This window comes from Streptococcus porcinus (assembly GCF_900475415.1).
GTDB classification, from domain to species: domain Bacteria; phylum Bacillota; class Bacilli; order Lactobacillales; family Streptococcaceae; genus Streptococcus; species Streptococcus porcinus.
On record NZ_LS483388.1, the window covers coordinates 780663 to 807017 of the forward strand.

Consider the following 26355-nt stretch of genomic DNA (forward strand, 5'->3'; position numbering starts at 1 on the left):
AAATGTCAACTTTCACAACTTATACTGAGAATCGTCTTGGAAAACCATTATCCGAAGCACAAAATGAAGAAATTTATCTGTCGTTATTAAATTATGTTAAAGAGGCTGCTGCTCATAAAGCTAAAAATGATGCAAAGCGTAAGGTCTATTATATCTCAGCAGAATTTCTTATTGGTAAATTATTATCAAACAATCTTATCAACTTGGGGATTTATAAAGAAATCAAAGAAGAATTAGCTAAGGCTGGCAAATCCATTGCTGAAGTAGAAGACGTGGAATTAGAACCATCTTTAGGAAATGGTGGTTTGGGACGTTTAGCCTCATGTTTTATTGATTCTATCTCAAGTTTAGGAATCAATGGTGAAGGGGTTGGTCTCAATTATCATTGTGGACTCTTTAAGCAAGTTTTTAAACATAATGAACAAGAAGCAGAACCAAACTATTGGATTGAAGACCAGTCATGGTTGGTTCCAACAACTATTTCTTATGATATTCCGTTCAAAAACTTTACATTGAAATCTCGTTTAGATCGTATTGATGTTCTGGGATATCAGCGTGAAACGAAAAATTATCTGAACTTGTTTGATATCGAAGGTGTTGATTATGGCTTAATTAAAGATGGCATTTCATTTGATAAAACTGAAATTGAAAAAAACTTAACTTTATTCTTGTACCCAGATGATTCTGACCGTAATGGTGAGTTACTTCGTATCTACCAACAATATTTCATGGTGTCAAACGCAGCTCAACTCCTAATCGATGAAGCCATTGAACGTGGGTCAAACTTACATGACTTGGCAGACTATGCTTATGTTCAAATTAATGACACTCATCCGTCAATGGTTATTCCAGAATTGATTCGTTTATTGACTGAAAAACATGGGTTTGATTTCGAAGAAGCAGTATCAATTGTTAAGCAAATGGTTGGGTATACAAACCATACTATTTTAGCAGAAGCTCTTGAAAAATGGCCATTAGACTATTTGAATGAAGTTGTTCCTCATCTAGTTGTAATTATTGAAAAATTAAATGAGTTGATTGCGTCACAAGTTGCTGATAAATCAGTTCAAATCATTGATGATTCTGGTCGCGTTCACATGGCACATATGGATATTCATTTTGCAACGAGTGTCAATGGAGTGGCAGCACTGCATACTGAAATCTTAAAGACTAGTGAATTAAAGGCTTTCTATGACCTTTATCCTGAAAAATTCAATAATAAGACTAATGGGATAACATTCCGTCGTTGGTTAGAATTTGCTAATCAAGATTTGGCTGATTATATTAAAGAACTCATTGGCGATGACTATCTTACAGATAGTTCAAAATTGGAAAAACTGTTAGCCTTTGCTGATGACAAAACAGTTCATGCTAAATTAGCAGAAATCAAACATCAGAACAAATTATCGTTGAAACGTTATCTAAAAGATAATAAAGGTATCGACTTGGATGAAAATTCAATTATAGATACTCAAATTAAACGTTTCCACGAATATAAACGTCAACAAATGAATGCCCTGTATGTTATTCATAAATATTTAGACATTAAAAAGGGTAATCTTCCAAAACGTAAGATTACAGTTATTTTTGGTGGTAAAGCAGCACCTGCCTACATCATTGCCCAAGATATCATTCATCTGATTCTTTGCCTGTCAGAATTAATTAACAATGATCCAGAGGTTAGTCCTTATCTCAATGTGCATTTGGTTGAAAATTACAATGTGACTGTAGCAGAGCATTTAATTCCGGCAAGTGATATTTCTGAGCAAATTTCTTTAGCTTCAAAAGAAGCATCTGGAACCGGTAATATGAAATTTATGCTTAACGGTGCTTTAACTTTGGGAACGATGGATGGAGCCAATGTCGAAATTGCAGAATTAGCAGGAATGGATAATATCTATACTTTTGGTAAAGATTCCGATACGATTATTAATTTGTACGCTGACGGCGGCTATGTTTCAAAACACTATTATGATATTCACCCAGAAATCAAGGCTGCTGTTAACTTTATTATTAGTCCACAAATGCTTGAACTAGGAAATGAGTCAAGACTTGATCGTCTCTACAAAGAACTTATTAACAAAGATTGGTTTATGACCCTGATTGACTTAGCAGAATACATTGATGTCAAAGAAAAAATGTTGAATGATTATGAGAATCAGAACTTGTGGATGACTAAAGTTGTGAATAATATTGCTAAAGCAGGTTTCTTCTCTTCAGATAGAACAATCGAGCAATATAACCAAGAAATCTGGCATTCAAATTAGTTTTAACCTAAAAACCTCAGTTGCTTACAACTGAGGTTTTGCTTATTCTTCTTAAAAATGAGATGGTTACTAATCACCATTTAAGAGATTAGAAGGCGATGAATCTTAATTTTTTGATCAGCATAATTTTCTTGTAACTCTTGAACAATCTCGCTGTATAGTTGTGTAATGGTTTGCCTTTTTTCAGGAAACTCATGGCCAATATAGTGAAATTGGCACTCAATCGTTAAGAAAAGTTCATGAAAAAGTGTGTTTACGCGATCTAATTTATCTAACAATGGTTGGTTGCCTTTGATAAATGTTGGAATAACATTATCTTCGTCAAGCTGTGCATTAAGAACAGTGAGAGGATAGGTGCCATATTCAAGACAAAGTTCGTAGGACATTAAGGCCTCCTTTTTACTAGCTATTAATAATATTCCCATTCTGTCATATTTCAATTAAGGAGTCAATTATTTCGATTTTTGTGAACTATTGAACAAGCTTATTTTTTGCGTCTCATCCTTTAGTGACGGTATAATAATGTGTAAAACTTTTGATAACATAGGAGATATCATGTCAGAAAAAATTAGAGTCTTACTCTACTACAAATATGTTGCTATTGAAAATGCACAAGAATATGCCGCTGAACACTTAGCTTTTTGTAAATCGATTGGCTTAAAAGGTCGGATCTTAATTGCTGATGAGGGAATTAACGGTACGGTTTCTGGGGACTATGAAACAACTCAGAAATATATGGATTGGGTTCATAGTGATGAACGCTTTGCCGACTTATGGTTTAAGATGGATGAAGAAGATGAGCAAGCCTTTAAGAAAATGTTTGTTCGTTATAAAAAAGAAATTGTTCATCTTGGCTTAGAAGATAATGAGTTTGATGAAGATGTCAATCCGTTAGAATTGACTGGTGAATATTTGAATCCTAAGCAATTTAAAGAAGCCCTATTAGATGAAAACACAGTTGTGTTAGATACACGTAACGACTACGAATATGATTTAGGACATTTTCGTGGAGCCATTCGTCCAGATATCCGTAATTTCAGGGATTTACCGCAGTGGGTCCGAGACAATAAAGAGAAGTTTATGGAAAAACGGGTTGTTGTCTACTGTACAGGTGGTGTTCGTTGTGAAAAATTCTCTGGATGGATGGTTCGTGAAGGCTTCAAAGATGTTGGCCAATTACATGGTGGTATTGCAACCTACGGTAAAGATCCAGAAGTTCAAGGTGAGCTTTGGGATGGGGCGATGTATGTTTTTGATGAGCGTATCGCAGTGCCAATTAATCATGTAGACCCAACGGTAATTGCAAGAGATTATTTCGATGATACACCTTGTGAACGTTATGTTAATTGTGCTAATCCGTTCTGTAATAAGCAAATTTTTGCTTCAGAGGCAAATGAAGCAAAATATGTCCGTGGTTGTTCGCCAGAATGTCGAGCTCATGAACGGAATCGCTATGTAGCTGAAAATGGGCTAAGCCGTCAAGAGTGGGCTAGTCGTTTAGAAGCAATTGGTGAACATTTACCAGAGCTAGAAACAGTCTAATAATAAAGAAGAGATTCAAATTGAATCTCTTCTTTATTTACCAAGCAATCAAAATCTATAAAATTAGTGAATGAGCTCTAAAACTGCTACTTATAATCTATGTAAGAAAAAATCTAAGCATTAGCTTAGATTTTTTTCTTTTAGCGAGCAACACGTCTACGTGCCGCTTTTTTACGATTTTCTTCTACGAATGCTTCTTTTTCTTCTTCAGGTTCAATAATCGTTTTTTTGACTGCAAAAACCGCACCTGCAACAGTTGCGGCAGTAGCCAAGACACCAGTTGCTAAACCTTTAACGAATTGATAATTCTTAGACATAACTTTTCTCCGTTTCTATAAGGCGTTAATTCTGTTGAACTTAAGACTTATGTTATAATATATGTTAACGAATTTTCCTCTAAATATCAAGAAAAAGATGTTTTATGAGAGAATAAAACTAGAAAGAAGATCATGTCAAATAAAGAAAAAATTCTCGTCATTGTTGGACCAACAGCGGTCGGAAAAACAGAACTAGGCATAAGGTTAGCACAAGTGTTTAATGGTGAGATTATTTCAGGTGATAGTCAACAAGTTTATTGTCATTTGGATATTGGAACAGCAAAAGCGACTCAAGCTGAACAAGAAGCAGTTCCCCACCATCTTATTAATATTCGAGAAGTCACTGATACTTATTCTGCCTTTGACTTTGTAAATGATGCAAGAAAGGCTATTAATACGATTTTAGCAAAGGGGAAACTTCCCATTATTGTAGGAGGGACTGGGCTTTACTTACAAAGCTTACTAGAAGGATATCATCTGGGTGGAAACCTTGATCAAGAAGCTCTTTTAGACTACCGTAAAGAGTTAGAATCTTTGGGAACAAAGGAAATCTTTGCTATGGTAGAACATAAAGGCCTAGTTATTCCTGAATTAAACCGTCGACGCGCTATCAGAGCCCTAGAATTACAGCGTTTTGGTCAGGATTTAAGCAATCAGGTTTTCCCCTACAAAACTATGATTATTGGCTTAAATGATGAGCGAGAGCTTATCTATGATAGAATTAATCAAAGAGTTGATAGAATGTTGGCTTCAGGCCTATTAAGTGAAGCCAAATGGCTCTTTGATAATTTTCCGACTGCACAAGCAAGTAGAGCCATTGGTTATAAAGAATTATTTCCCTATTTTAGAGGTGATGAGACTTTAGAAGAAGCAAGTGCCCACTTAAAGCAGAATACTCGACGCTTTGCTAAAAGGCAGTTAACGTGGTTTCGAAATAGAATGTCTGTAGACTTTTATCCCATTTCTGCTAATGACTACCCTTTGCCTATTGAGCAGAAAGTAGCAGCTTTTTTAAAAGGTTAATACTCAAAAGCACTGCATTTAATTTTATAAGTAGTGAGATACTTTTATGGTATAATAAAGGTTACGAAATTTGGAGGATTAGCCTATGGTGATGACAGAGACGAAAGTTGAGCAAGAGAGGGTAATATTAATCGGTGTTGCCTTACAGACCACAGAAAATATTGATATGTCTATGAAAGAACTAGCTAGTCTAGCTCAAACAGCAGGTGCTAAGGTTGTTTGCTCTTATCTCCAAAAAAGAGAAAAATATGATAGTAAAACCTTTATTGGCTCTGGTAAACTTGATGAGATTAAGCTAATGATCGATGCTGACGCCATCGACACCGTCATCGTTAACAATCGACTAACTCCCAGACAAAATGCAAATTTAGAAGCAATATTAGAGGTTAAAGTTATTGATCGTATGCAGTTAATTTTAGATATATTTGCTATGCGTGCTCGAAGTCATGAAGGCAAATTACAAGTTCACTTAGCTCAACTGAAGTACATGTTACCTCGATTAGTAGGACAAGGGATTATGCTCAGTCGCCAAGCAGGTGGTATTGGAAGCCGTGGTCCGGGTGAAAGTCAACTAGAGTTGAATCGTCGTTCGATTAGGCATCAGATTTCTGATATTGAGAGGCAACTTGCAATTGTTGAAAAAAATCGTCAAACAATTCGTGACCGAAGGGTACAGTCTGACACTTTTAAAATAGGTTTAATTGGTTATACTAACGCTGGTAAGTCAACAATCATGAATGTCTTGACAGATGATGGTCAATATGAAGCAAATGAGCTTTTTGCGACCTTAGATGCTACGACAAAGCAAATTTACTTACAAAATCAATTCAGAGCAACTTTAACAGATACCGTTGGTTTTATTCAAGACTTACCGACAGAATTAGTAGCGGCTTTTAAATCAACCTTAGAAGAGAGTCGCTATGTTGATTTACTTTTGCACGTTGTTGATGCCAGTGACCCAAATCATTCTGAACAAGAAAAAGTGGTTTTAGATATTTTGAAAGATTTAGAGATGCTTGATATTCCTCGTCTTGTTATCTACAATAAAATGGATCAGGCAGATCATCTAACGGCAACAGCTTTTCCAAATGTAAGACTATCAGCTAAGGATCCTGAAAGTAGATCTTTGTTAAGACGGATTATTAGTCAGCAGATTCGAGAGTTATATCAACCTTTTTCAGTTAAAGTGCATCAGGAAAAAGCTTATAAATTGTACGATTTAAATAAAGTTGCCTTGTTGGACTCTTATCATTTTGAAGAGGAAGTTGAAGAAATTTCAGGTTATATTAACCCTAAACATAAATGGAGATTAGAAGAATTTTATGATTGATTATGTTGCACTTGCGATAAAAATGGGTGGTTTTACACAGCTTGATAAAGGTTACTTAGAGATAATTTTGAAGCATTTAAGCCATGATCAAAAATTAAAAGTTATTACGCCACCACCAAGTGTCATTAATGCCTATTTTGCAGAAATTTATCAAAAACAGTCCCCAAAAGCAGCAACTGATTACTTTTTTGAACTCAGTAAGGCTTTTGAGCTTTTTCAAAAGCAACCAAGCTTTCTGGAAAAAAAACCATTTATACGCTTAAATCTCTCAGGACGTTCCTTTGGTTTGGCTTTTGAAAATGCTAAAGAAGTGGCACTCGTTTTTTCAGAAGGTGTCCAAGTGGTATCTGATGACCTCTTATTTGAGCTTGCTCAGATTTTCCCTCATTATGTGGTTTTTCTTGAAGATGGTTTGATTAAAATGCAAACAAGGCCATTTTCATTTGAAAATGCAAAGGAGATTGTTTTAGAAGATGCCCTCCTAACTAAGGGAGTTCAATCTGGTCAGATTATTCTTTTATCAGGCTATAATGCTCAAGAAGTCGTCGCTCTTAGCCAACAATATCAGGGAAACAAATATTATGCATTCCAACAAAAAGAATGCCAAATTTATATCAATCAAGAGAAAGAATAGGATGTATGGAATTACAATTTTTAGGAACTGGTGCTGGTCAGCCAGCCAAACAGCGGAATGTTTCGAGCCTTGTCTTGAAGCTTCTTGATGAAATTAACGAAATTTGGATGTTTGATTGTGGTGAAGGAACACAAAGACAGATCCTTGAAACAACAATCAAACCCAGAAAAATTGAAAAAATATTTATCACTCACTTGCATGGAGACCATATCTTTGGTTTACCAGGTTTTCTTTCTAGTCGAGCTTTTCAAGCTAGTGAAGAACAAACAGATGTTGATATTTTTGGTCCGCTAGGGATTAAATCCTTTGTTCAAAACAGCCTATCAGTATCAGGCTCCCGTCTTCCTTATAAGATTCATTACCATGAAATGACTGAGGATAATTTAGGGAAAATTCTTGAAACAGACAAATTTACAGTTTACGCAGAACGTTTGGCTCATACTATTTTTTGCCTAGGTTATCGTGTTGTTCAAAAAGACTTAGAAGGCACACTTGATGCTGAGGCCTTAAAAGAAGCAGGAGTTCCTTTTGGTCCTCTATTTGGGAAAATCAAAAACGGCCAAGACGTGGTCTTAGAAGATGGTCGCCTGATTCAGGCACAAGACTTCATTTCTGCCCCTAAAAAAGGGAAGATTATTACTATACTTGGAGACACGCGTAAATCGTTAGCTAGCCAGAGATTAGCAAAAGATGCAGACGTTCTAGTTCATGAAGCGACTTACGGAAAAGGAGATGACAAGATTGCGCGCAATCATGGTCATTCAACGAACCTACAAGCGGCCCAAATTGCAAAAGATGCAGGTGTGAAGCGCTTGCTCTTGAATCATGTTTCAGCTCGGTTTTTGGGGCGCGATTGTCGTCAAATGGAGAAAGATGCAGCAGCCATTTTTGCTAATGTCAAAATAGTTAAAGATTTAGAGGAAATTAGGATTCAATGACAAAAAGAGTGATTCTTATAACGGGGGCTTCAGGAGGTTTGGCCCAGGCTATCATAAAGGAGCTACCAAAGACAGATTTGTTACTCCTACTGGGTCGCAATAAAGATAAATTAGAAAGCCTATACAAAGAGTACCCCAACAAAAAGTGTTTTCAAATTGATATTAGTGATGCGCAAGCTATCAACAACTTGCTCTTGGATATCTACCAAGAATTTCCAACTATTGATGTAGTGATTAATAATGCTGGTTTTGGTTCTTTTAAGTCCTTTGACCAATACACACATCAAGAAATTGAAGAGATGTTTAGAATTAATACCCTAGCTTCCATTGATTTCGCACGTTTAATAGGTGTTAAAATGGCAGAGCAGAATTATGGTCATATTGTTAATATTGTCTCTATGGCTGGCTTAGTGGCAACCAGTAAATCAAGTGTTTATGCAGCAACAAAGTTTGCGATGATTGGCTACTCAAATGCCCTGCGATTAGAATTAGCTGAAAAAAATGTGTATGTCACAACGATTAACCCAGGACCGATTAAAACAGGTTTCTTTGACCAAGCGGACCCCTCAGGCCAATATTTGAAGAGTATCAATAACTTTGCATTGGAGCCAGATAGTGTGGCTAAGAAAACGGTAGCCATACTTGGTAAAAACAAGCGAGAGCTTAACTTACCTTGGACACTGGCAGTCACACGTCTGTTTTATAGCTTATTCCCAAGGTTGTCAGATTATCTTGCAAGAAAGGTTTTTAACTATAAATGATAAAAGCGAAGTATCAATGGGAAATACAAGAAGAGAAGCCAGATTCTGGCTTCTTTCAACTTGCTAAAAAAGAAGGACTATCCCAAGAAAGTGCGCAAATTCTTTATGAACGTGGGATTCAGACACCTGAGCAAGTAGACACTTTTTTACGTGCGGACCTCTCCCATCTACATGACCCCTATTTGCTTAATGATATGGAGAAAGCAGTGTCTAGGATTCGGCAGGCTATTGAAAATGCCGAAAGGATTTTAGTCTATGGTGATTATGATGCAGATGGTATGACTTCAGCTTCTATCATGAAAGAAACCCTTGAAATGATGGGAGCTGAGGTAAGAGTTTACCTGCCAAATCGTTTTACTGATGGCTATGGGCCAAACCTCAGCGTTTACAAGTATTTTATCCAGCAGGAAGCTATCTCTCTAATTATAACGGTTGATAATGGTGTTTCTGGTCATGAAGCAATAGCTTTTGCGCAAGCACAGGGAGTTGATGTTATCGTGACGGATCATCATGGTCTTCCTGATACTTTGCCTGAAGCTTTCGCGATTATCCATCCAGAGCATCCAGATGCTGAATACCCTTTTAAATACCTAGCTGGCTGTGGCGTTGCTTTCAAATTGGCAACAGCACTACTGGAAGAAGTTCCGACAGAATTCCTAGATTTGGTCGCTATTGGGACAGTAGCTGATATGGTTAGTCTCCAGGGCGAGAATCGCATTTTGGTTAAAAATGGCCTCTCTATTTTACGTCATACTGAGCGGGTAGGTCTTCAGGAATTAATGGCTCTAGCTGGTGTGGATTTTGAACAATTTAATGAAGAAGTCATTGGCTTTAAAATTGCCCCCCAGTTAAATGCTCTAGGTCGCCTCGATGACCCCAACCCAGCCATTGAATTGTTGACTGGTTTTGATGAAGAGGAAGCCTTAGCTATTGCTGAAATGATTAACCTTAAAAATGAGGAACGAAAGGCTCTTGTTCAGACTATCTATGATGAGGCTTTACAAATGGTTGATCTTAGTAAGCCTGTTCAGGTTCTCGCAAAAGAGGGATGGCATCCAGGTGTTTTGGGCATAGTTGCTGGTCGCATCATGGAAGAAATCAGCCAGACTGTTATTGTTTTAAATTGTGATAATGGCTATGCGAAAGGCTCAGCCCGTAGCATTGACGCAATCAACATTTTTGAAGCATTAAATGCAAAACGGGAATTAATGACAGCGTTTGGTGGCCATGCTGGAGCAGCGGGTATGACTCTGCCCGTCGATAATTTAGAGGCTTTGGCTCAAGCACTTAGTGATTTTATTGTAGAGAATCACATTGATTGTAAGCAAAAAAATAGCTTAATGATCGATTCAATATTAGATTTGGAGCATTTGTCTATAGAACTTTTGAAAAGCTTACAGAGTATTGCTCCATTTGGTATGGGAAATCCTAAGCCTGTTTTTTTAGTGCAAGATTTTCAATTACTTCAAGCTAGAACTCTAGGAGCAAATAGTGCCCATCTCAAGCTTCGTCTTCAAAAAGGCTCTGTAACAACCGATCTTTTAGCCTTCAACCAAGGGCATTTGTTACAAGATTTCCAACAAGCAAGAGGTTTAGAACTTGCAGTAACCTTATCTGTTAACTCCTGGAATGGTAAGACTACTTTGCAATTAATGCTAGTAGATGCGCGTGTTACAGGCCTCCAATTAATTGATATCCGTGCTAAAAGTGCAGGTATACCAGAGAATGTGCCACTATATTCTGAAAATCCCTTCAATGAGGAAATTGTTCTTGACAAGGTTCCTGATGATCAGCTTGCTTTGAAAGAGGATTTTCAACAACAAGATTATAAGCAAATTTATTTTAAAAATACCATTGAGAAACCTTATTATTTAACAGGTTACGGCAGTAAGGAACAATTTGCTCGTCTCTATAAAACCATCTACCAATTTCCTGAGTTTGATGTCCGTTTTAAATTGCAAGAACTGAGTGATTATTTAAAAATTGACAAAATTTTGTTGGTGAAAATGATTCAAATTTTCGAAGAGTTAAACTTTGTAACCATTAGTGATGGCTTAATGTCAGTTAATAAAGAGGCAGCGAAGAGAGAAATTGCTGAAAGTCATATTTATCAAGACTTAAAAAGCTTGGTTAAATTTCAAGAATTAATGGCCCTAGCAAGACCTGAAGACATTTACGCATTTTTGATGGGATTGGATTAGATTAGGTAAATCCTAAAGGTTAGAAATTATCTGTTTATAGGGGTGCTTCATTTACGAAAAATCCATTTCGTGCTATAATTAAGAGTATTTGATTTTATGCTTTAAGCTAAGGAGAAAGAAAACACTAATTATGAATTTAACACCTTATATCGCCTCAATTGAAAACTATCCTAAAGAGGGCATTACTTTTCGCGACATCTCTCCTTTAATGGCTGATGGCAAAGCTTATAGTTACGCGATTAGAGAAATTTGCCAATACGCAGCTGACAAAGAAATAGATATGATTGTAGGACCTGAAGCGCGTGGCTTTATTATTGGATGCCCTGTCGCGGTAGAATTGGGCATTGGTTTTGCACCTGTCCGTAAGCCGGGAAAACTACCTCGTGAAGTTGTTTCAGCAGATTATGAAAAAGAGTATGGTATAGATACTTTAACGATGCATGCAGATGCAATTAAGCCAGGACAAAGAGTTATGATTGTTGATGATTTACTGGCAACGGGTGGTACTGTTAAAGCAACGATTGAGATGGTTGAAAAACTTGGCGGTATTGTTGCAGGTTGTGCTTTTATTATTGAACTAGACGGATTAAATGGTCGCAATGCTTTGAAAGATATTGACTATAAAGTTCTGATGAACTTCCCTGGTTAATAAATCTAGCAGGCGATACACTGATAGAATAGGTTTACTTGTTTAAACCTTGATAGAGGTATTATGAGTTATTACGATAGTTATAAGTCAGGCAATTTGGTCTACCCAAGTGCCTTACTTTTTCATTTTAAAGATATTTTTTCCAATGCCGATGACTTTTTAGTATGGCAATTCTTTTACTTACAAAATACAACTCGAACGCAAGAACTAGCACCTAGTCAGATTGCTAATGCCCTTGGTAAATCAGTCGCTGAAGTCAATAAATCGATTGCTAATTTGAGCAATCAAGATTTGTTGAATATGAAAACCATAAGGATTGCTGATGAAATCGAAACATTAATTGATGCTAGTCCCGTTTTTATTAAACTTGATCAGTTATTGGCTAAAGAACAAACGCAAGCAGAGCCTCTTCAAGATGACACCAACCAGTTTAAGAGAATAGTTGAAGAGTTTGAACGTGAGCTGGGACGATTTCTAAGTCCTTTTGAACTAGAAGATTTAGAAAAAACTATTTCAGAAGATAAGACAGACATTGAGTTGGTGCGTGAAGCCTTGAAAGAGGCAGTTTTTAATGGTAAAACCAATTGGAAATATATCCAAGCAATTCTTAGAAATTGGCGGAAGGAAGGAATTACTAATCTTTACCAAGTGGAAGAACGAAAAAGAGAACGTGAAGCATCCAGTCCTTCTAACGTCTCTGTGTCAGATGACTTCTTATCAGCAATGAACTTATGGAGTGAGCAATGAAAATTGGACGTGACAAATTACGCCAAGTCTTAACCATTATTGGCCAGATGTTTCCAGAAGCCAAGGGTGAATTAGACTGGGATACTCCTTTTCATTTGTTGATTGCTGTCATTTTATCTGCTCAAACTACTGATAAGGCTGTTAATAAAATTACTCCTGCTCTCTGGGCTAAATACCCTGAGATTGAAGATCTAGCTAATGCTGATTTGACTGATGTGGAGAACAGTTTGCGTACGATAGGCCTTTATAAGAATAAGGCTAAAAATATTATCAAAACAGCCCAGTTAATTTTAGCAGAGTTCAATGGTCAAATACCTAAGACGCATAAAGAACTAGAAGCATTACCGGGAGTCGGCCGGAAGACCGCTAATGTTGTCTTAGGTGAAGTTTATGGTATTCCATCAATTGCGGTTGATACGCACGTTGCTCGAGTAGCAAAAAGACTGAACATATCTGACCAAGATGCGAGTGTTGCCGAAATAGAAACTGACTTGATGAAGAAGGTGCCCAAAAAGGATTGGGTTATTACTCATCATCGTTTGATTTTCTTTGGTCGTTACCATTGCTTAGCCAAAAAACCGAAGTGTGAGGTTTGTCCCTTGCAAAGTTATTGCCTCTACTATAAAGAACATTCAAAGAAGGCCTAACAAGGCTTTCTTTTAGTTTTGCTACTATTTTGATATAATATAGCGAGTAATAGTTAGAAAGATGAGATAATGGAGACAATTTTATCAAAGCGTCTGCAGATGGTAGCAGACTATATCCCTTATAACCGTAAGTTACTGGATGTTGGAAGTGATCATGCTTATTTACCCATCGCCTTAGTTGAACGTGGAGACATTGAAGCTGCTATCGCAGGTGAAGTTGTTCAAGGGCCTTTTTTATCTGCTCAAAAGAATATTAAGACTTCAGGCCTAGATAAGCAAATAGAAGCTCGTCTAGCTAGTGGTTTAGAGGCTATGAACCTTGAAGACCATATCAAGACGATTAGCATTTGTGGTATGGGAGGTCGTCTCATCGCTGAAATCTTAGAAGCAGGGAAAGAAAAATTGGTAGGCGTTGAAACGCTTGTCTTACAACCTAACAATCGTGAAGATGACTTACGTCATTGGCTAGCAGCTAATCAATTTACCATCGCAGCTGAAAGTATTTTAGAAGAAAATGGTAAATATTATGAGATTATTCAGGCTCTACCTGGCTCTAAAGCGTTAACTGATTTAGAGTGTCGTTTCGGTCCTCTATTGTCTAAAGAAAAATCGCCAATTTTTAGAGCCAAATGGCAAAGAGAGCTAGACAAACTGACCCATGCTCTTTCTTGTGTCCCAGAAGATAATCAAGTGGACCGCTCGGCCATTTCCCAAAAAATGAAAATTATAAAGGAGATGCTAATCGATGAAAGTTAGAGATGTTATAAAGAAGTATGAAGCGTTTTGTCCGCCAGAATTATCAATGACTGGTGATGTTTTTGGATTACAAGTTGGGAGTTTTGAACAAGAAATTGATAAGGTCATGGTAACCTTGGACATTCGGGAACAGACTGTACAAGAAGCGATATCAGCCAATGTGGGCTTGATTATCACGAAGCATGCCCCTATTTTTAAAGGGCTTAAAGATTTAGTAGCTAGCCCTCAACGCAATATATTACTGGATTTGGTTAAACATGACATTGCTGTTTATGTCAGTCATACTAACATTGACGTTGTACCTGGTGGTTTAAACGATTGGTTTTGCCAGCTTTTAGATATTTATGACCGAGATTATTTATCTGAGACTCAAGAGGGCTATGGAATCGGTCGTATTGGTAATGTTGATCCTATTCATCTGGAAGATCTTGCCCTTAAAGTAAAGGAAGTTTTTGCTTTAGATACTGTTCGCTTGATACGATACAATCAGGATAATCCGCTCATTAAACGTGTGGCCATTTGTGGAGGTTCTGGGGATGATTTTTATCAAGATGCTATTAAAAAGCATGCTGATCTTTACATAACAGGAGATATTTATTACCACACCGCTCAGGAAATGCTAACTGAGGGGTTATTGGCCCTTGATCCTGGTCATCATATTGAAGTCTTGTTTATTGAGAAGATAGTTGAAAAACTGACAGAATGGCAGCTTGATGAAAATTGGCCACTAAAGATTTTAGCTAGTCAAGTCTCAACCAACCCATTTAGTCATTTATAAAGGTGAGGTTTTCTATGAATTGGTTAATTAACCAAAACCCAGTTTTCCTAGCGTTTTTAGCAGGTCTCTTTACCTGGGGCTGTACTATCTTAGGAGCTGCTATTGTTTTCTTTTTTAAACGGATTAGCAGAAAACTTTTGGATGTGATGATGGGTTTTGCGGCTGGAGTTATGATAGCAGCTTCATTTTGGTCCTTGTTAGCACCATCTATTGAATATGCTAAATCTGATTATGGACAATGGTCTTGGCTACCAGCTGCTATTGGTTTCTTGGTAGGAGCTCTCTTTATTAGAAGTATTGATGCTATTGTTCCTCATTTACATTTGGATAAAAATATGTCTGAAATGGAAGGATTGAAGCCTGAGAAAAGGTTATCAAAGACAGCCCTTTTATTTTTAGCCATTACCATCCACAATATTCCCGAAGGTTTAGCAATTGGTGTCACTTTTGGGTCTTTGGAACATACTGGGGCTTCTAAACTAGCCCTTTTGGGTGCTTTAAGTTTAGCAATTGGTATAGGTCTTCAAAATGTTCCGGAAGGAGCAGCGTTATCAATTCCTATCCGTGCAGATGGTAAGAGTCGTCTCAACGCTTTTTACTGGGGAGCAATGTCAGCTATTGTTGAGCCGATTGGGGCAATTTTAGGTGCTGCATTAGTCATTATTATGATGCCTGCCTTGCCTTATGCTCTGTCGTTTGCAGCTGGAGCAATGCTTTTTGTGGTTGTTGAAGAATTGATTCCTGAGTCACAGACAAATGGTAACACTGATATCGCCACTATGGGCTTGATGCTCGGTTTTGTATTGATGATGATTTTAGATGTAGCTTTAGGCTAGAAAGGTTACTATGAAAGTAGCAATTATCGGAGCAGGGATTGTCGGCTCCACTGTAGCTTATTATTTACACAGAAGTGGCATTACAGATGTCACTATTTTTGATGATGGGCATGGGCAAGCAACCAAAGCAGCAGCTGGCATTATTTGTCCGTGGTTTTCCAAAAGACGAAACAAGGCTTGGTATCAACTTGCCAGCAATGGAGCAAGTTTTTATCAAACGCTGATACGAGATTTAGCAGAAGAAGGGATAAGGCCCAGCTTTTATCAAAAAAATGGTGTTTATCTTCTCAAAAAAGACAACAGTAAGTTAGAAGAATTAAAAGCTTTAGCCGAGAGTCGCCGACAAGAAGCTCCTTTAATTGGTGATGTAAGGATTCTTGATAAAGGAGCGGTTGCCAAAGAGTTTCCTGGGCTAGAAGGATTTCAGCGCCTCCTTTTTGCTGAAGGAGGTGCGCGGGTTGACGGTGCCAAACTTTGCCAGACTCTCTTAATGGCTACTCCTTATCAGCTGGTGACTGGCAAGGTTTCTCTCATAAAAAAAGGGGATACTTTTAGTATTCAAAAGCAAACTTTTGATCATATTTTTCTCTGTACTGGTGCTTGGTTAGGGCAGATACTTGAACCGTTAGGTTATCAAGTTGATATTCGTCCACAAAAAGGGCAACTAATCGATTACCAACTAAGGGATCTAGCTACTGATCAACTACCAGTGGTCATGCCAGAAGGAGAAATCGATCTAATTCCTTTTTTAGATGGGCATTTAGCCCTCGGTGCCAGTCATGAAAATGATCAAGCTTTTGATCTCTCCGTTGATGAGGATGTTTTGATGGCTCTAGAAGAATCAGCTCAACATTACTATCCAGAATTAGACAGGTCTTTACGCCAAACAGTAAGGGTTGGCACGCGGGCCTATTCTAGTGATTTTTTACCCTTTTTCGGAGAAGTACCTGGTATGAAGGGGGCCTTTGCAGCTAGTGGGCTAGGTTCTTCTGGGCTAACAGTAGGTCCCTTGATTGGACGCGAACTTGTAGCTTTGCTATTGCAAGACGAAAAGATACTGGATATTACCAATTATCCTATCCAAAACTATGTAAAATACAGTAAAATGTGACATCAATCTTAAAAAATGATAGAATGTTAGAGACTATAAGAAATAGGAGATTAGCATGAAAGGTATTATTCTTGCTGGTGGGTCTGGGACTCGCCTTTACCCATTAACACGTGCCGCATCAAAGCAATTGATGCCTATTTACGATAAACCGATGATTTATTATCCGCTGTCAACTTTGATGTTGGCGGGGATTAAGGAGATCCTCATTATTTCAACACCCCAAGATTTACCACGGTTTGAGGATTTGTTAGGAGATGGTAGTGAATTTGGCATTTCATTGTCTTATGCTGAGCAACCAAGTCCTGATGGTCTTGCTCAAGCCTTTATCATTGGTGAAGACTTCATTGGTGACGATCACGTGGCTCTCATTTTAGGTGATAACATTTACCATGGCAATGGCCTTACAAAAATGTTACAAAAGGCTGCCGCAAAAGAAAAAGGAGCGACTGTTTTTGGTTATCAAGTTAAAGACCCTGAGCGTTTTGGAGTGGTTGAATTTGATCAAGAGATGAATGCCGTGTCAATTGAAGAAAAACCTGAAGTACCAAAATCAAATTATGCAGTAACTGGTCTTTATTTCTATGATAATGATGTTGTTGAAATTGCGAAAAATATTAAGCCAAGTCCTCGTGGTGAGTTAGAGATCACAGATGTTAATAAAGCCTATTTAGACCGTGGAGACTTATCAGTTGAGCTGATGGGACGTGGTTTTGCTTGGTTAGATACAGGTACTCACGAAAGCTTACTTGAAGCATCTCAATACATTGAAACAGTTCAACGGTTGCAAAATGCTCAAGTTGCCAACCTTGAAGAAATTGCCTACCGTATGGGCTATATCAGCAAAGAAGATGTGCATAACTTAGCACAAGCATTGAAGAAAAACGAGTATGGTCAATACCTTTTACGTTTGATTGGAGAAGCTTAATGTCAGAACAGTTTTTTGATAAAGAATTAGCTTGTCACCCTATTGAAGCAATTCCAGGCTTATTAGAATTCGATATTCCGGTTCGTGGTGATAACCGTGGGTGGTTTAAGGAAAACTTCCAAAAAGAAAAAATGATTCCCCTAGGCTTTCCTGAAAGCTTTTTTACAGAAGGTAAACTACAAAACAATGTATCTTTTTCTCGGAAAAACGTCCTTCGTGGCTTGCATGCTGAACCTTGGGATAAATACATTTCGGTAGCTGACCAAGGTAAGGTTTTGGGAACTTGGGTTGATTTACGCCAAGGTGACTCTTTTGGTCATGTGTATCAAACGATTATTGATGCATCAAAAGGAATCTTTGTTCCGCGTGGTGTGGCCAATGGTTTCCAAGTTTTATCCGAAACAGTTTCGTACAGCTATTTGGTAAATGACTATTGGGCATTAGAATTAAAACCAAAATATGCCTTTGTGAACTATGCAGATCCAAGTCTAGGCATTCAATGGGAGAATTTAGAGGCAGCTGAAGTATCAGATGCTGATAAAAACCATCCTTATTTAAAAGATGTTAAACCATTGCAGAAAGAAGACTTATCATAAAAGTGTTTTAGAGGCGGACTCTAAAGTTAGGAGAAAGAAGATTCATGTCAGAATACAAAAACATCATCGTGACTGGTGGAGCAGGCTTCATCGGTTCAAACTTTGTACACTATGTTTATAACAATCATCCAGATGTTCATGTCACAGTTTTAGATAAACTTACTTATGCTGGTAATAGGGCTAATATTGAAGCTATTTTAGGTGATCGTGTTGAACTAGTCGTTGGTGATATTGCTGATGCAGCTTTAGTGGACCAATTAGCTGCTAAAGCAGATGCCATTGTTCACTATGCTGCTGAAAGTCATAATGATAATTCCTTGAACGATCCTAGCCCTTTTATTCACACTAATTTTATTGGAACATACACCTTATTGGAAGCTGCTCGTAAGTATGGCATTCGTTTTCATCATGTGTCCACGGATGAAGTTTATGGAGATCTTCCGTTACGTGAAGATTTGCCAGGCCACGGTGAAGGAGAGGGTGAAAAGTTTACTGCTGAAACTAAGTATAATCCTTCCTCACCTTATTCATCAACAAAAGCAGCATCTGATTTAATTGTTAAAGCTTGGGTGCGTTCATTTGGGGTTAAGGCAACTATTTCAAACTGTTCTAACAATTATGGGCCTTACCAACATATTGAGAAATTTATTCCTCGTCAGATTACCAATATCTTATCAGGAATAAAACCAAAACTTTATGGTGAAGGAAAAAATGTCAGAGACTGGATTCATACTAATGATCATTCCACTGGAGTTTGGGCTATCCTAACCAAAGGCCGTATTGGTGAAACCTATTTAATTGGGGCAGACGGTGAGAAGAATAATAAAGAAGTGTTAGAATTGATTCTAGAAAAAATGGGCCAACCAAAAGATGCCTATGACCATGTCACTGACCGTGCTGGGCATGATTTACGTTATGCTATTGATTCAAGCAAACTCCGTCAAGAGTTAGGTTGGACACCAGAGTTTACTAACTTTGAAAAAGGATTAGAAGAAACCATCAATTGGTATGCAGAGCATGAAAACTGGTGGAAAGCAGAAAAAGCAGAAGTTGAAGCTAAATATGCAAAAACTCAAGAAGTTATTTCTTAATTTTATGGAACTGAGATAATAAATTGGACAAGTTAAATATTAGCAAAAAATTAAAGTGGAACTTCAACTTAAATGGTATTAGACCTTATCTAATACTATTTTTCTATTGTTTAGTATTAGTATTTCTATCGCACAATGTTATTAATAGAGCAGATTCGGATATCGAATTTCATATGGCTAGAATTGTTGGATTAGCACAGTCAATTAGAAATTTTGATTTTCTACCAAACTTAAATTATCTGTTTGGAAATGGGATTGGTTATGCTACGCCTATGTTTTACGGTCAATGGTTGCTTTACCCTTCGTCCGTATTATTTATATTTACAAAATCGATAAAACTATCTGTCGCTCTTTATGCATTTATTATTAGTTTTGTAGGAAGTTCGGGCTCATATTATTTTTTTAGGAAGATTAATAACAATTCACTTTTTACACTTTTAGTAGCTATGTTAAACCCATTAGTTTATTGTAATTTCGGCTATGGGATGATAGCAAGTACAGCATTAATTCCTTTCTTACTACTGGCCTTGTATTTAATCCTTTTTGAAAAGAAAAAAGCAGGTTTGTTATTAGGGATTGTAGTTGCATTATTAGTTCAAACTCATATTATTTCCACTGTTATTTTAGCATTAAATGTAGTAGCTTTTTTAATTATTTTCTTTGATAAAATAACAATACATTCAATAGTTGAATTTATAAAATCTATAATAGTTGCTCTAATGTTAAGTATTGGTTTTATTTTTCAATTCATCGAACAATCCAGGTCTCAAGTTTTCTTTGCAAATTGGACGACAAGACCTTTCATGGGAATGAGTGGAAATTCAAAAAGTTTTTACGAAGTTATTGAGTCATTATTTAATACAACTACATCAGCGACAACAATTGCAGTAGCATCTCCATTAATTATTTTTATATCTTTTTTAGCCATCTCTATCCTGCTAGAATGGAAAAATATTTCCAATACAAGTAAAAAACTATTCTTGCTAGCATTAATTTTACTTATTTTCTCGTCTAGTGTCTTACCATGGAATGAATTAAAGTACACCATTTTAGGGATACTACAATGGCCTACAAGAATTATAACCTTTATACCTAGTTTAATAGTTCTCGCATTTGTCATAGAAGAAAAGTCGACAAAAAAAGCATTTTATTCCTTTGTAATTGCTCTCTCTCTTTTTTCCTCGATTGTAATTTTTAGAAACCAAACTGATTCAAAGGCATTTAGCAATAGACTTGAACAAAAAATGAAGTCGCTTTATTATGGTAGTAAAGAGTTGAATGGCTTTTCTGGGATGGAATATTTGACAATCGATATTAACTATAAGGAAGCAAATAACAGAAATTTTCTCTTGGATTTTCCGAAAAAGACCAAATCTTACACTCTTTCAAATGTGAAAGAGGGATATAATAAATTATCATTTGATTTTAAAGTCGGTCATTCTAAGACTCGTATTGTTTTGCCTAGAATTTGGTACAAAGGCCTAGTTGCAGACTATACTGATGGTGCGACTGGAAGTCAGCCAAAGCTTGACCAGATGACATTAACAAATAAAGAAATTATATCAAGACAATTAGAGCATAGGCCAAAAGTTAAGCAAAAAGTTTTAGAGAACGGTAGGGCAGTTTTAGAAGTAAATAGAAGTGGACATGTTGAAGTAACTTATAAGAAAACAAAGTTGCAAAAAATTGGGTTTATTTTAGAAACAATATCTTGGATAATTGTTTTAATTTTTATATTTTTAAAAAAACAAATAAAGAATTATCGCTCCAGTGACTAGATTGCCATAGATAGGATTAGTATGCAAAATAAAAGACAATTATTATCTCTTATAATTCCTTGTTATAATGAAGAAGAATCCATTAGGTTATTTTTGAAAGAAACTCAGAAATTTGAGTTTCAGTTATCAAATTATCTTGATTTTGAGTATATTTTTGTAAATGATGGTTCAAAGGATAAAACTTTAGAGGTTTTAAGAGACATTTCTTCAAAAATAAGTAACGTTCACTATCTCTCTTTTTCTCGCAATTTTGGCAAAGAAAGTGCTTTGTTAGCAGGTCTAGAACATGCGCAAGGTGACTATGTCGCGGTCATGGACGCTGACTTACAGGATCCACCAGAATTGCTAATAGACATGTATAAAAAAATACAAGAGGGTTATGATATTGTTGGGACACGCCGAAAGGATCGAGAAGGTGAACCACCAATAAGGACATTTTTTGCAAAAATGTTTTATAAAATTATCAATTCTGTTTCTGATACAAAGATTGTTGATGGAGCAAGAGATTTTCGTTTAATGACAAGACAAGTAGTTGACAGCATTCTTGAGATGGGAGAGGTCAATCGCTTTTCAAAGGGAATTTTTGCATGGGTGGGCTATAATACCTATTATATCTCTTTCGAAAATAGAGAAAGAGTTGCCGGTGAAACCTCTTGGAATTTTTGGCAGCTGGTCAAGTACTCAATGGAAGGCTTTATTAATTTTTCAGAAGCTTTGCTTAGTATAGCAACCTATAGTGGTATTTTATCTTTTATCCTATCAATTATTGGCATTATTTTTGTTATTATCCGAAAACTTACAGTTGGTGGCAGTGTAAACGGTTGGGCAAGTATTATTGTTGTTATTCTATTTATTGGTGGTCTTCAATTACTGTGCTTAGGTATCTTAGGCAAGTATGTTGCTAAAATTTTCCTAGAAACCAAAAAACGGCCTGTTTACATTATTAAAGAACATGGTTGATCAAATCTATACACCAAGATACTTCTAGACCTGTCATTGGCTAGTTAAAAAAATAAAATTAGAGTGATATTCTTAATAATATCACTCTAATTTTATTTCTTAAATAATCCTTTGATATTGTGAAAGAGATCATTGACACCTTTGGAGCCTTCAAGCAGGCCTTTTGCTTCTTCAAAATAGCTACCTAGAGCATCTTTGTTTTCAGTAATGAAATCTTTGGCACTGGCCAAATCTTTTTTGGCAATCAATTCTTTAACTTGGTCAAAAAGTTCTTGTGGCTTCATGTTTCTACCTCTTTTATAATGTTTACAGTATTTAACCATATTGTGGTCCAATAAGCAAAGATTGTGAGTTTAATTAGGCAAATAAAACACAGACTGCTTCAGGCAGGTAAAAACTCTCGTCCACTAGATTTAGTTGACCAGTTTGTTGATCACGTCTAAAGACGTTCACATGGTTGCTATCTTGATACCCTACAAGGAGATAATCCTGATCAGGACTAAGATTGAAATCTCTAGGCGTTTTACCATGACAGGGAACGATATCAAGCAAACTCAACTGAGCATCTTTTGCAATCTTGAAACAAGCGATTGAATCATGGCCTCGGTTGCTTGCATATAAGAAACGACCATCGGCTGAGATGCGAATAGCAGCTGTTGCATTAAAGCCATCGTAGCTTTCAGGCAAGGTTCTGATAGTCTGGAGTCGTTCAAAATAACCACAACCGTTGTAAATGAGTACCTCCACAGTTGAACTCAGTTCACAGAGTAAGTAAGCAATTTTTTCGTTGGGATGGAAAACCAAGTGGCGACTACCTGAGCCAGGGCGGGAGTGGTATTCTGTGATTGGTTCCAAACGTCCCTTTTGAGAAATAGCATAGCTTCTAATCTTGTCGGCACCCAAGTCGCAAGTCATAAGATAATGGTCTGGGCTTAAGCCAACATAATGAGCATGAGAGGTCTTTTGATTAGGGTGGGGGCCAGAACCTTCTAGAGTGACTAAGTCGGCAACTTGTAGGCCGCCATTTTTTTGAATATGATAAACACTGATTTCCCCTTTATGATAGTTGGCACCATAAACTAGTTGTCTGCGTTCATCAATAGCAATATGACAGAGAGGAGCCCCTTCTGAAACAAGCTGATTAATCAGCTGACCAGTTGGATTAAAGGCTGCAATACCACCCTTATTTCCATCTTTGACAATACTATAAAGTATCCCTTTTTCGGATAAAGCCAAGTAGGTAGGGGATTGTGTCTGGATAATATTATCAAGATCTGACAAGCTACCCGTTTTTGGATCAAACTGTGCCTTATAGATGCCTTTAGCTTGGTTTTGAGTATAAGTGCCAAAATAAACTTCTGTTTTCATTTTTATCCTCCAAGTCATTTAATGATAGCATATTTTATTGATATTGGTATAATAGTAACAAAGAAAAAAAGGATGTTACAATGACTAAATTAGCGACGATATGTTATATTGACGATGGTAAATCACTTTTGTTATTACATCGCAATAAAAAGGAAAATGATGTTCATGAAGGGAAATGGATTTCTGTTGGTGGAAAGCTTGAGCCTGGTGAAAGCCCAGATCAGTGTGCTATCAGAGAGATCTATGAAGAGACCCATTTAAAGGTTGAGGAGATGGCTTTTAAAGGCGTGATCACATTTCCTAATTTTACACCTGGTCATGATTGGTATACCTATGTTTTTAAGGTAACTGCTTTTAGTGGACAGCTGATTTCAGACCAAGAGTCTCGTGAAGGAACCTTAGAATGGGTGCCCTATGATCAAGTTCTATCTAAGCCGACTTGGGAAGGTGACTACGATATTTTTAAATGGATTTTAGAAGATCGTCCCTTTTTCTCGGCCAAATTTAGATATGGTGATGATTACCAGTTATTAGATAAAGAAGTTCACTTTTATGATCCTTCTTTAAAATTTAATCACAATCGAGAGGAAAAATAATTTAATGATAAAAAAAACAGATAACCCAATTGAAAATAGCTGGTTTTATAAGTGGATTTTAAACAATAAAGCAGTAGTGAGCCTTTTTGTCTTACTCTTGATTTTTGCAATCATCTTTATTTTTACTAAAATCTCATTTTTATTTGTCTCGCTTGGCTCTTTCCTAACCATTTTAATGTTACCATTAGTGATTTCAACTATTTTGTATTACTTAACCAAGCCTTTGGTTGATGGTATTGAAAACTTAGGACCAAGTCGGACAACGTCAATCATTATTGTCTTTACTCTAATCCTATGCCTACTTATCTGGGCTTTTGCAAGTTTAATTCCAATGATTGGTAACCAGATCACAACCTTTATTGCTGACCTTCCTAAATATATCGGTACAGTTAATAAAGAGACCAATAAACTTTTGGAAAATGACTGGTTAGTTAGCTATCGTACCGAGTTGCAAGACATGGTAACTAATATTAGTAAAAAAGCTATTGACTACGCTGAGACTTTCTCAAAAAATGCTTTTGAGTGGGCGGGGTCGTTTGCTAGTGCTATCGCAAGAATTACCGTTTCAATTATCATTTCCCCCTTTATTATTTTCTATTTCTTAAGAGACAGTGGCAAAATGAAAGATGGTTTAGTGAATGTTTTGCCAACTAAACTAAGAGTTCCTATTTCACGTGTTCTTGGAGATATCAATAAACAATTAGCAGGTTATGTTCAGGGCCAAGTAACAGTTGCCATAATTGTTGGTTTTATGTTTGCTATTATGTTTAGTCTTGTTGGATTGAAATATTCCATTACCTTTGCCATTGTTGCTGGAATTCTAAATATGGTACCTTATTTAGGTAGCTTTCTAGCTATGGTGCCTGTTGTTATCATGGCTTTAGTTCAAGGTCCGCTGATGTTGGTAAAAGTACTTTTAATCTTTACGATTGAACAAACCATTGAAGGACGCTTTGTAACCCCACTAGTTTTGGGTAATAAGTTGAGCATTCACCCAATTACTATTATGTTCTTGCTCTTGACCTCAGGAGCTATGTTTGGAGTTTGGGGCGTCTTCTTGATTATTCCAATTTATGCTTCGCTAAAAGTTATCGTTAAAGAACTTTTTGATTGGTATAAGTCAGTAAGTAATCTTTACATAGATAACAAGATTATTGTTGAGGAGAAAGACGAACGTGTTAAACAGTGAGAAAATGATTGCTTCAATTGAGCAACAGGACTTGGAGCATGCGGAGAAATATTTTAAGAAAGCTTTAGCAAGTGATGATGATGACAGTTTATTGGCCTTAGGCGCTTACTTGGAAAGTATCGGCTTTCTACCACATGCCAAAAAACTTTATCAGCAACTTGAAGACAAGTACCCTGAGGTGAACTTAAATCTGGCACAAATTGTCGCAGAAGACAACGATATTGAAGGAGCTTTCTTATATTTGGATAGGATCTCACCTGAAAGTCCAGATTATCTTCATGCTCTACTGATTATGGCTGATTTATATGATATGGAAGGTTTAACAGATGTTGCCCATGAAAAGCTCCTAGAAGCTCAAGCTTTAAGTGATGATCCTCTGATAAGTTTTGGCTTAGCGGAATTGGAATTAGACTTGGGTCAATTTCAAACAGCTATTAACCACTATGCACTTTTAGACAATCGAGAAATTTTAGAAAGTACGGGTGTCTCAACTTACCAACGAATTGGAAGAGCCTATGCTGGACTTGGTAAATTTGAGGCGGCTATTGAATTTTTAGAGAAAGCTGTTCAAATAGCCTATGATGACGAAACAGTCTATGAACTAGCAACTATCCTCTATGACCAAGATGACTATCAAAAGGCTAATTTATACTTTAAACAGCTGGAAACTATGAATCCAGATTTTGAGGGCTATGAATATGGCTATGCTCAAAGTCTACATAAGGAACATAAAACAGTAGAAGCATTGAGATTAGTGCAACAAGCACTCCGAAAAAATGCCTTTGATAGCCAACTATTGCTATTAGCATCACAATTAGCCTTTGAAACGCATGACCATCAGTTAGCAGAAGAGTATTTGTTGGAAGCTAAAACAATCACGGATAATCCAGAAGAAGTGATTATGCGCTTATCGACACTCTACTTAGATAGTGAGCGTTATCAAGATGTGGTTGCTCTAGGCATAGAGGATACGGATAATATCTTAACCAAATGGAATCTAGCTAAAGCCTATCAAGCTCTTGATCAAGAAGAAAAAGCACTAAATCTCTATCAAGAGTTAGCAGATGACCTCAAAGATAATCCGGAATTTTTACTAGATTATGCTTATATATTACGTGACTTTGCTCTATTAGAAAAAGCTAAAGCTGTTAGCCAATCTTATTTAACTTTGGTTCCAGATGATATCAATATGCAACAATTTTTAGAAGAATTACTCTAAGAGAATTAATTATTTTCAGAAAATGTGAAAATCACATGTTAATTTTAAGACCTTTACATGATCAAGTGCTATAATGGCTTTATATTGTGAAATAGA

The 26355-nt window shown here is 36.7% G+C and carries 27 protein-coding genes; 23 read left to right on the forward strand and 4 right to left on the reverse strand.

Translation table 11 applies throughout. The annotated features are described in order from the left end of the window. The first annotated feature begins 2 nt into the window (after positions 1 to 2). Positions 3 to 2267, forward strand: a complete 2265-nt coding sequence (glgP, locus tag DQM45_RS03910) for a glycogen/starch/alpha-glucan family phosphorylase (protein WP_003083563.1) — start codon at positions 3 to 5, stop codon at positions 2265 to 2267. Between the two features lie 80 nt (positions 2268 to 2347). On the opposite strand, the gene DQM45_RS03915 is transcribed toward glgP, so the two are convergent. Next, entirely contained in the window at positions 2348 to 2653 is a 306-nt protein-coding gene (locus DQM45_RS03915; RefSeq protein ID WP_003084861.1) for a hypothetical protein, read from the reverse strand. Positions 2654 to 2822: 169 nt separating this feature from the next. Here DQM45_RS03915 and trhO point away from each other — a divergent pair, with 169 nt between their 5' ends. Continuing rightward, positions 2823 to 3809, forward strand: coding sequence for an oxygen-dependent tRNA uridine(34) hydroxylase TrhO (gene trhO, locus DQM45_RS03920; protein WP_003082775.1), 987 nt, complete (start codon positions 2823 to 2825; stop codon positions 3807 to 3809). Positions 3810 to 3949: 140 nt separating this feature from the next. Here trhO and DQM45_RS03925 read toward each other — a convergent pair whose 3' ends face one another. After that, positions 3950 to 4126, reverse strand: a complete 177-nt coding sequence (locus tag DQM45_RS03925; RefSeq protein ID WP_003084106.1) for a DUF3042 family protein — start codon at positions 4124 to 4126, stop codon at positions 3950 to 3952. A 132-nt stretch (positions 4127 to 4258) separates the two neighbouring features. On the opposite strand from DQM45_RS03925, the gene miaA reads away from it, so the two are divergent. The 18 genes from miaA (at position 4259) to DQM45_RS04015 (ending at position 21887) form a co-directional block, all read left to right on the forward strand. Continuing rightward, complete coding sequence (gene miaA, locus DQM45_RS03930; protein ID WP_003084096.1) at positions 4259 to 5149, forward strand: tRNA (adenosine(37)-N6)-dimethylallyltransferase MiaA; 891 nt, start codon at positions 4259 to 4261, stop codon at positions 5147 to 5149. Between the two features lie 91 nt (positions 5150 to 5240). After that, positions 5241 to 6479, forward strand: coding sequence for a GTPase HflX (gene hflX, locus DQM45_RS03935; protein WP_093958964.1), 1239 nt, complete (start codon positions 5241 to 5243; stop codon positions 6477 to 6479). Further along, positions 6472 to 7113, forward strand: coding sequence for a hypothetical protein (locus DQM45_RS03940; RefSeq protein ID WP_003083515.1), 642 nt, complete (start codon positions 6472 to 6474; stop codon positions 7111 to 7113). Before hflX ends, DQM45_RS03940 begins: the two co-directional genes overlap by 8 nt. Positions 7114 to 7118: 5 nt before the next feature. Further along, complete coding sequence (gene rnz, locus DQM45_RS03945; protein ID WP_003085215.1) at positions 7119 to 8051, forward strand: ribonuclease Z; 933 nt, start codon at positions 7119 to 7121, stop codon at positions 8049 to 8051. Beyond that, complete coding sequence (locus tag DQM45_RS03950) at positions 8048 to 8812, forward strand: SDR family NAD(P)-dependent oxidoreductase (protein ID WP_003084622.1); 765 nt, start codon at positions 8048 to 8050, stop codon at positions 8810 to 8812. The genes rnz and DQM45_RS03950 overlap by 4 nt, the downstream gene beginning before the upstream one ends. After that, positions 8809 to 11013: a single-stranded-DNA-specific exonuclease RecJ gene (gene recJ / locus DQM45_RS03955; protein ID WP_003082551.1), complete on the forward strand. Its 2205-nt coding sequence runs from the start codon at positions 8809 to 8811 to the stop codon at positions 11011 to 11013. Before DQM45_RS03950 ends, recJ begins: the two co-directional genes overlap by 4 nt. Positions 11014 to 11143: 130 nt before the next feature. Further along, on the forward strand, positions 11144 to 11662 hold the full coding sequence (locus tag DQM45_RS03960; RefSeq protein ID WP_003084090.1) for an adenine phosphoribosyltransferase: 519 nt from the start codon (positions 11144 to 11146) through the stop codon (positions 11660 to 11662). Between the two features lie 63 nt (positions 11663 to 11725). Beyond that, positions 11726 to 12409, forward strand: coding sequence for a DnaD domain-containing protein (locus DQM45_RS03965; RefSeq protein ID WP_003083003.1), 684 nt, complete (start codon positions 11726 to 11728; stop codon positions 12407 to 12409). Continuing rightward, positions 12406 to 13056: an endonuclease III gene (gene nth, locus DQM45_RS03970; protein ID WP_003084929.1), complete on the forward strand. Its 651-nt coding sequence runs from the start codon at positions 12406 to 12408 to the stop codon at positions 13054 to 13056. The genes DQM45_RS03965 and nth overlap by 4 nt, the downstream gene beginning before the upstream one ends. Before the next feature lie 69 nt (positions 13057 to 13125). Then, positions 13126 to 13812 (forward strand): tRNA (adenine(22)-N(1))-methyltransferase, encoded by a 687-nt coding sequence (locus tag DQM45_RS03975; protein WP_003085272.1) that lies wholly within the window; start codon positions 13126 to 13128, stop codon positions 13810 to 13812. Further along, entirely contained in the window at positions 13802 to 14590 is a 789-nt protein-coding gene (locus DQM45_RS03980; protein ID WP_003085241.1) for a Nif3-like dinuclear metal center hexameric protein, read from the forward strand. The genes DQM45_RS03975 and DQM45_RS03980 overlap by 11 nt, the downstream gene beginning before the upstream one ends. Positions 14591 to 14604: 14 nt before the next feature. After that, a complete protein-coding gene (locus DQM45_RS03985; protein ID WP_003084117.1) occupies positions 14605 to 15426 on the forward strand; it encodes a ZIP family metal transporter in 822 nt (273 codons plus the stop codon). 10 nt (positions 15427 to 15436) lie between these two features. Continuing rightward, positions 15437 to 16537 carry an NAD(P)/FAD-dependent oxidoreductase gene (locus DQM45_RS03990; protein ID WP_003085831.1) on the forward strand — a complete coding sequence of 367 codons (1101 nt, stop codon included), beginning with the start codon at positions 15437 to 15439 and terminating at the stop codon, positions 16535 to 16537. Between the two features lie 55 nt (positions 16538 to 16592). Continuing rightward, positions 16593 to 17462 carry a glucose-1-phosphate thymidylyltransferase RfbA gene (gene rfbA / locus DQM45_RS03995; protein ID WP_003082955.1) on the forward strand — a complete coding sequence of 290 codons (870 nt, stop codon included), beginning with the start codon at positions 16593 to 16595 and terminating at the stop codon, positions 17460 to 17462. After that, complete coding sequence (locus tag DQM45_RS04000; protein WP_003082791.1) at positions 17462 to 18058, forward strand: dTDP-4-dehydrorhamnose 3,5-epimerase family protein; 597 nt, start codon at positions 17462 to 17464, stop codon at positions 18056 to 18058. Before rfbA ends, DQM45_RS04000 begins: the two co-directional genes overlap by 1 nt. Positions 18059 to 18102: 44 nt before the next feature. Continuing rightward, the gene (rfbB, locus tag DQM45_RS04005; RefSeq protein ID WP_003084392.1) at positions 18103 to 19149 is read left to right on the forward strand and encodes a dTDP-glucose 4,6-dehydratase; all 1047 of its coding nucleotides are present in this window, start codon (positions 18103 to 18105) and stop codon (positions 19147 to 19149) included. A 173-nt stretch (positions 19150 to 19322) separates the two neighbouring features. After that, a complete protein-coding gene (locus DQM45_RS04010) occupies positions 19323 to 20927 on the forward strand; it encodes a hypothetical protein (protein WP_003085494.1) in 1605 nt (534 codons plus the stop codon). 21 nt (positions 20928 to 20948) lie between these two features. Then, positions 20949 to 21887: a glycosyltransferase family 2 protein gene (locus tag DQM45_RS04015; protein WP_003085108.1), complete on the forward strand. Its 939-nt coding sequence runs from the start codon at positions 20949 to 20951 to the stop codon at positions 21885 to 21887. 92 nt (positions 21888 to 21979) lie between these two features. Here the strand turns inward: DQM45_RS04015 and DQM45_RS04020 are convergent, their stop codons facing one another. Next, entirely contained in the window at positions 21980 to 22171 is a 192-nt protein-coding gene (locus DQM45_RS04020) for a hypothetical protein (RefSeq protein ID WP_003082729.1), read from the reverse strand. Between the two features lie 73 nt (positions 22172 to 22244). After that, positions 22245 to 23255, reverse strand: coding sequence for a lactonase family protein (locus DQM45_RS04025; RefSeq protein ID WP_003084670.1), 1011 nt, complete (start codon positions 23253 to 23255; stop codon positions 22245 to 22247). 80 nt (positions 23256 to 23335) lie between these two features. Between DQM45_RS04025 and DQM45_RS04030 the strand changes: the two genes are divergently transcribed. From DQM45_RS04030 to DQM45_RS04040, 3 genes are read left to right on the forward strand one after another with little or no spacing between them, the layout of a single operon-like run. Then, positions 23336 to 23851 carry an NUDIX hydrolase gene (locus DQM45_RS04030; RefSeq protein WP_003082596.1) on the forward strand — a complete coding sequence of 172 codons (516 nt, stop codon included), beginning with the start codon at positions 23336 to 23338 and terminating at the stop codon, positions 23849 to 23851. A 4-nt stretch (positions 23852 to 23855) separates the two neighbouring features. Continuing rightward, positions 23856 to 25040, forward strand: coding sequence for an AI-2E family transporter (locus tag DQM45_RS04035; RefSeq protein WP_003084977.1), 1185 nt, complete (start codon positions 23856 to 23858; stop codon positions 25038 to 25040). After that, on the forward strand, positions 25027 to 26259 hold the full coding sequence (locus tag DQM45_RS04040) for a tetratricopeptide repeat protein (RefSeq protein WP_003083908.1): 1233 nt from the start codon (positions 25027 to 25029) through the stop codon (positions 26257 to 26259). Before DQM45_RS04035 ends, DQM45_RS04040 begins: the two co-directional genes overlap by 14 nt. Positions 26260 to 26355: the final 96 nt, after the last annotated feature.

What these genes read in the sequence shown, in the direction of transcription:
- DQM45_RS03975 (WP_003085272.1), top strand. Translation starts at nt 13,126, where the DNA reads ATGGAGACAATTTTATCAAAGCGTCTGCAGATGGTAGCAGACTATATC.
- DQM45_RS03940 (WP_003083515.1), top strand. Translation starts at nt 6,472, where the DNA reads ATGATTGATTATGTTGCACTTGCGATAAAAATGGGTGGTTTTACACAG.
- DQM45_RS04030 (WP_003082596.1), top strand. Translation starts at nt 23,336, where the DNA reads ATGACTAAATTAGCGACGATATGTTATATTGACGATGGTAAATCACTT.
- miaA (WP_003084096.1), top strand. Translation starts at nt 4,259, where the DNA reads ATGTCAAATAAAGAAAAAATTCTCGTCATTGTTGGACCAACAGCGGTC.
- DQM45_RS04010 (WP_003085494.1), top strand. Translation starts at nt 19,323, where the DNA reads ATGGCTAGAATTGTTGGATTAGCACAGTCAATTAGAAATTTTGATTTT.
- DQM45_RS03965 (WP_003083003.1), top strand. Translation starts at nt 11,726, where the DNA reads ATGAGTTATTACGATAGTTATAAGTCAGGCAATTTGGTCTACCCAAGT.
- rnz (WP_003085215.1), top strand. Translation starts at nt 7,119, where the DNA reads ATGGAATTACAATTTTTAGGAACTGGTGCTGGTCAGCCAGCCAAACAG.
- DQM45_RS03915 (WP_003084861.1), bottom strand. Translation starts at nt 2,653, where the DNA reads ATGTCCTACGAACTTTGTCTTGAATATGGCACCTATCCTCTCACTGTT.
- DQM45_RS04035 (WP_003084977.1), top strand. Translation starts at nt 23,856, where the DNA reads ATGATAAAAAAAACAGATAACCCAATTGAAAATAGCTGGTTTTATAAG.
- DQM45_RS03980 (WP_003085241.1), top strand. Translation starts at nt 13,802, where the DNA reads ATGAAAGTTAGAGATGTTATAAAGAAGTATGAAGCGTTTTGTCCGCCA.
- DQM45_RS03960 (WP_003084090.1), top strand. Translation starts at nt 11,144, where the DNA reads ATGAATTTAACACCTTATATCGCCTCAATTGAAAACTATCCTAAAGAG.
- DQM45_RS03925 (WP_003084106.1), bottom strand. Translation starts at nt 4,126, where the DNA reads ATGTCTAAGAATTATCAATTCGTTAAAGGTTTAGCAACTGGTGTCTTG.
- DQM45_RS04015 (WP_003085108.1), top strand. Translation starts at nt 20,949, where the DNA reads ATGCAAAATAAAAGACAATTATTATCTCTTATAATTCCTTGTTATAAT.
- DQM45_RS04020 (WP_003082729.1), bottom strand. Translation starts at nt 22,171, where the DNA reads ATGAAGCCACAAGAACTTTTTGACCAAGTTAAAGAATTGATTGCCAAA.
- trhO (WP_003082775.1), top strand. Translation starts at nt 2,823, where the DNA reads ATGTCAGAAAAAATTAGAGTCTTACTCTACTACAAATATGTTGCTATT.
- DQM45_RS04000 (WP_003082791.1), top strand. Translation starts at nt 17,462, where the DNA reads ATGTCAGAACAGTTTTTTGATAAAGAATTAGCTTGTCACCCTATTGAA.
- glgP (WP_003083563.1), top strand. Translation starts at nt 3, where the DNA reads ATGTCAACTTTCACAACTTATACTGAGAATCGTCTTGGAAAACCATTA.
- DQM45_RS03990 (WP_003085831.1), top strand. Translation starts at nt 15,437, where the DNA reads ATGAAAGTAGCAATTATCGGAGCAGGGATTGTCGGCTCCACTGTAGCT.
- DQM45_RS03950 (WP_003084622.1), top strand. Translation starts at nt 8,048, where the DNA reads ATGACAAAAAGAGTGATTCTTATAACGGGGGCTTCAGGAGGTTTGGCC.
- rfbA (WP_003082955.1), top strand. Translation starts at nt 16,593, where the DNA reads ATGAAAGGTATTATTCTTGCTGGTGGGTCTGGGACTCGCCTTTACCCA.
- DQM45_RS04025 (WP_003084670.1), bottom strand. Translation starts at nt 23,255, where the DNA reads ATGAAAACAGAAGTTTATTTTGGCACTTATACTCAAAACCAAGCTAAA.
- hflX (WP_093958964.1), top strand. Translation starts at nt 5,241, where the DNA reads ATGACAGAGACGAAAGTTGAGCAAGAGAGGGTAATATTAATCGGTGTT.
- nth (WP_003084929.1), top strand. Translation starts at nt 12,406, where the DNA reads ATGAAAATTGGACGTGACAAATTACGCCAAGTCTTAACCATTATTGGC.
- recJ (WP_003082551.1), top strand. Translation starts at nt 8,809, where the DNA reads ATGATAAAAGCGAAGTATCAATGGGAAATACAAGAAGAGAAGCCAGAT.
- rfbB (WP_003084392.1), top strand. Translation starts at nt 18,103, where the DNA reads ATGTCAGAATACAAAAACATCATCGTGACTGGTGGAGCAGGCTTCATC.
- DQM45_RS03985 (WP_003084117.1), top strand. Translation starts at nt 14,605, where the DNA reads ATGAATTGGTTAATTAACCAAAACCCAGTTTTCCTAGCGTTTTTAGCA.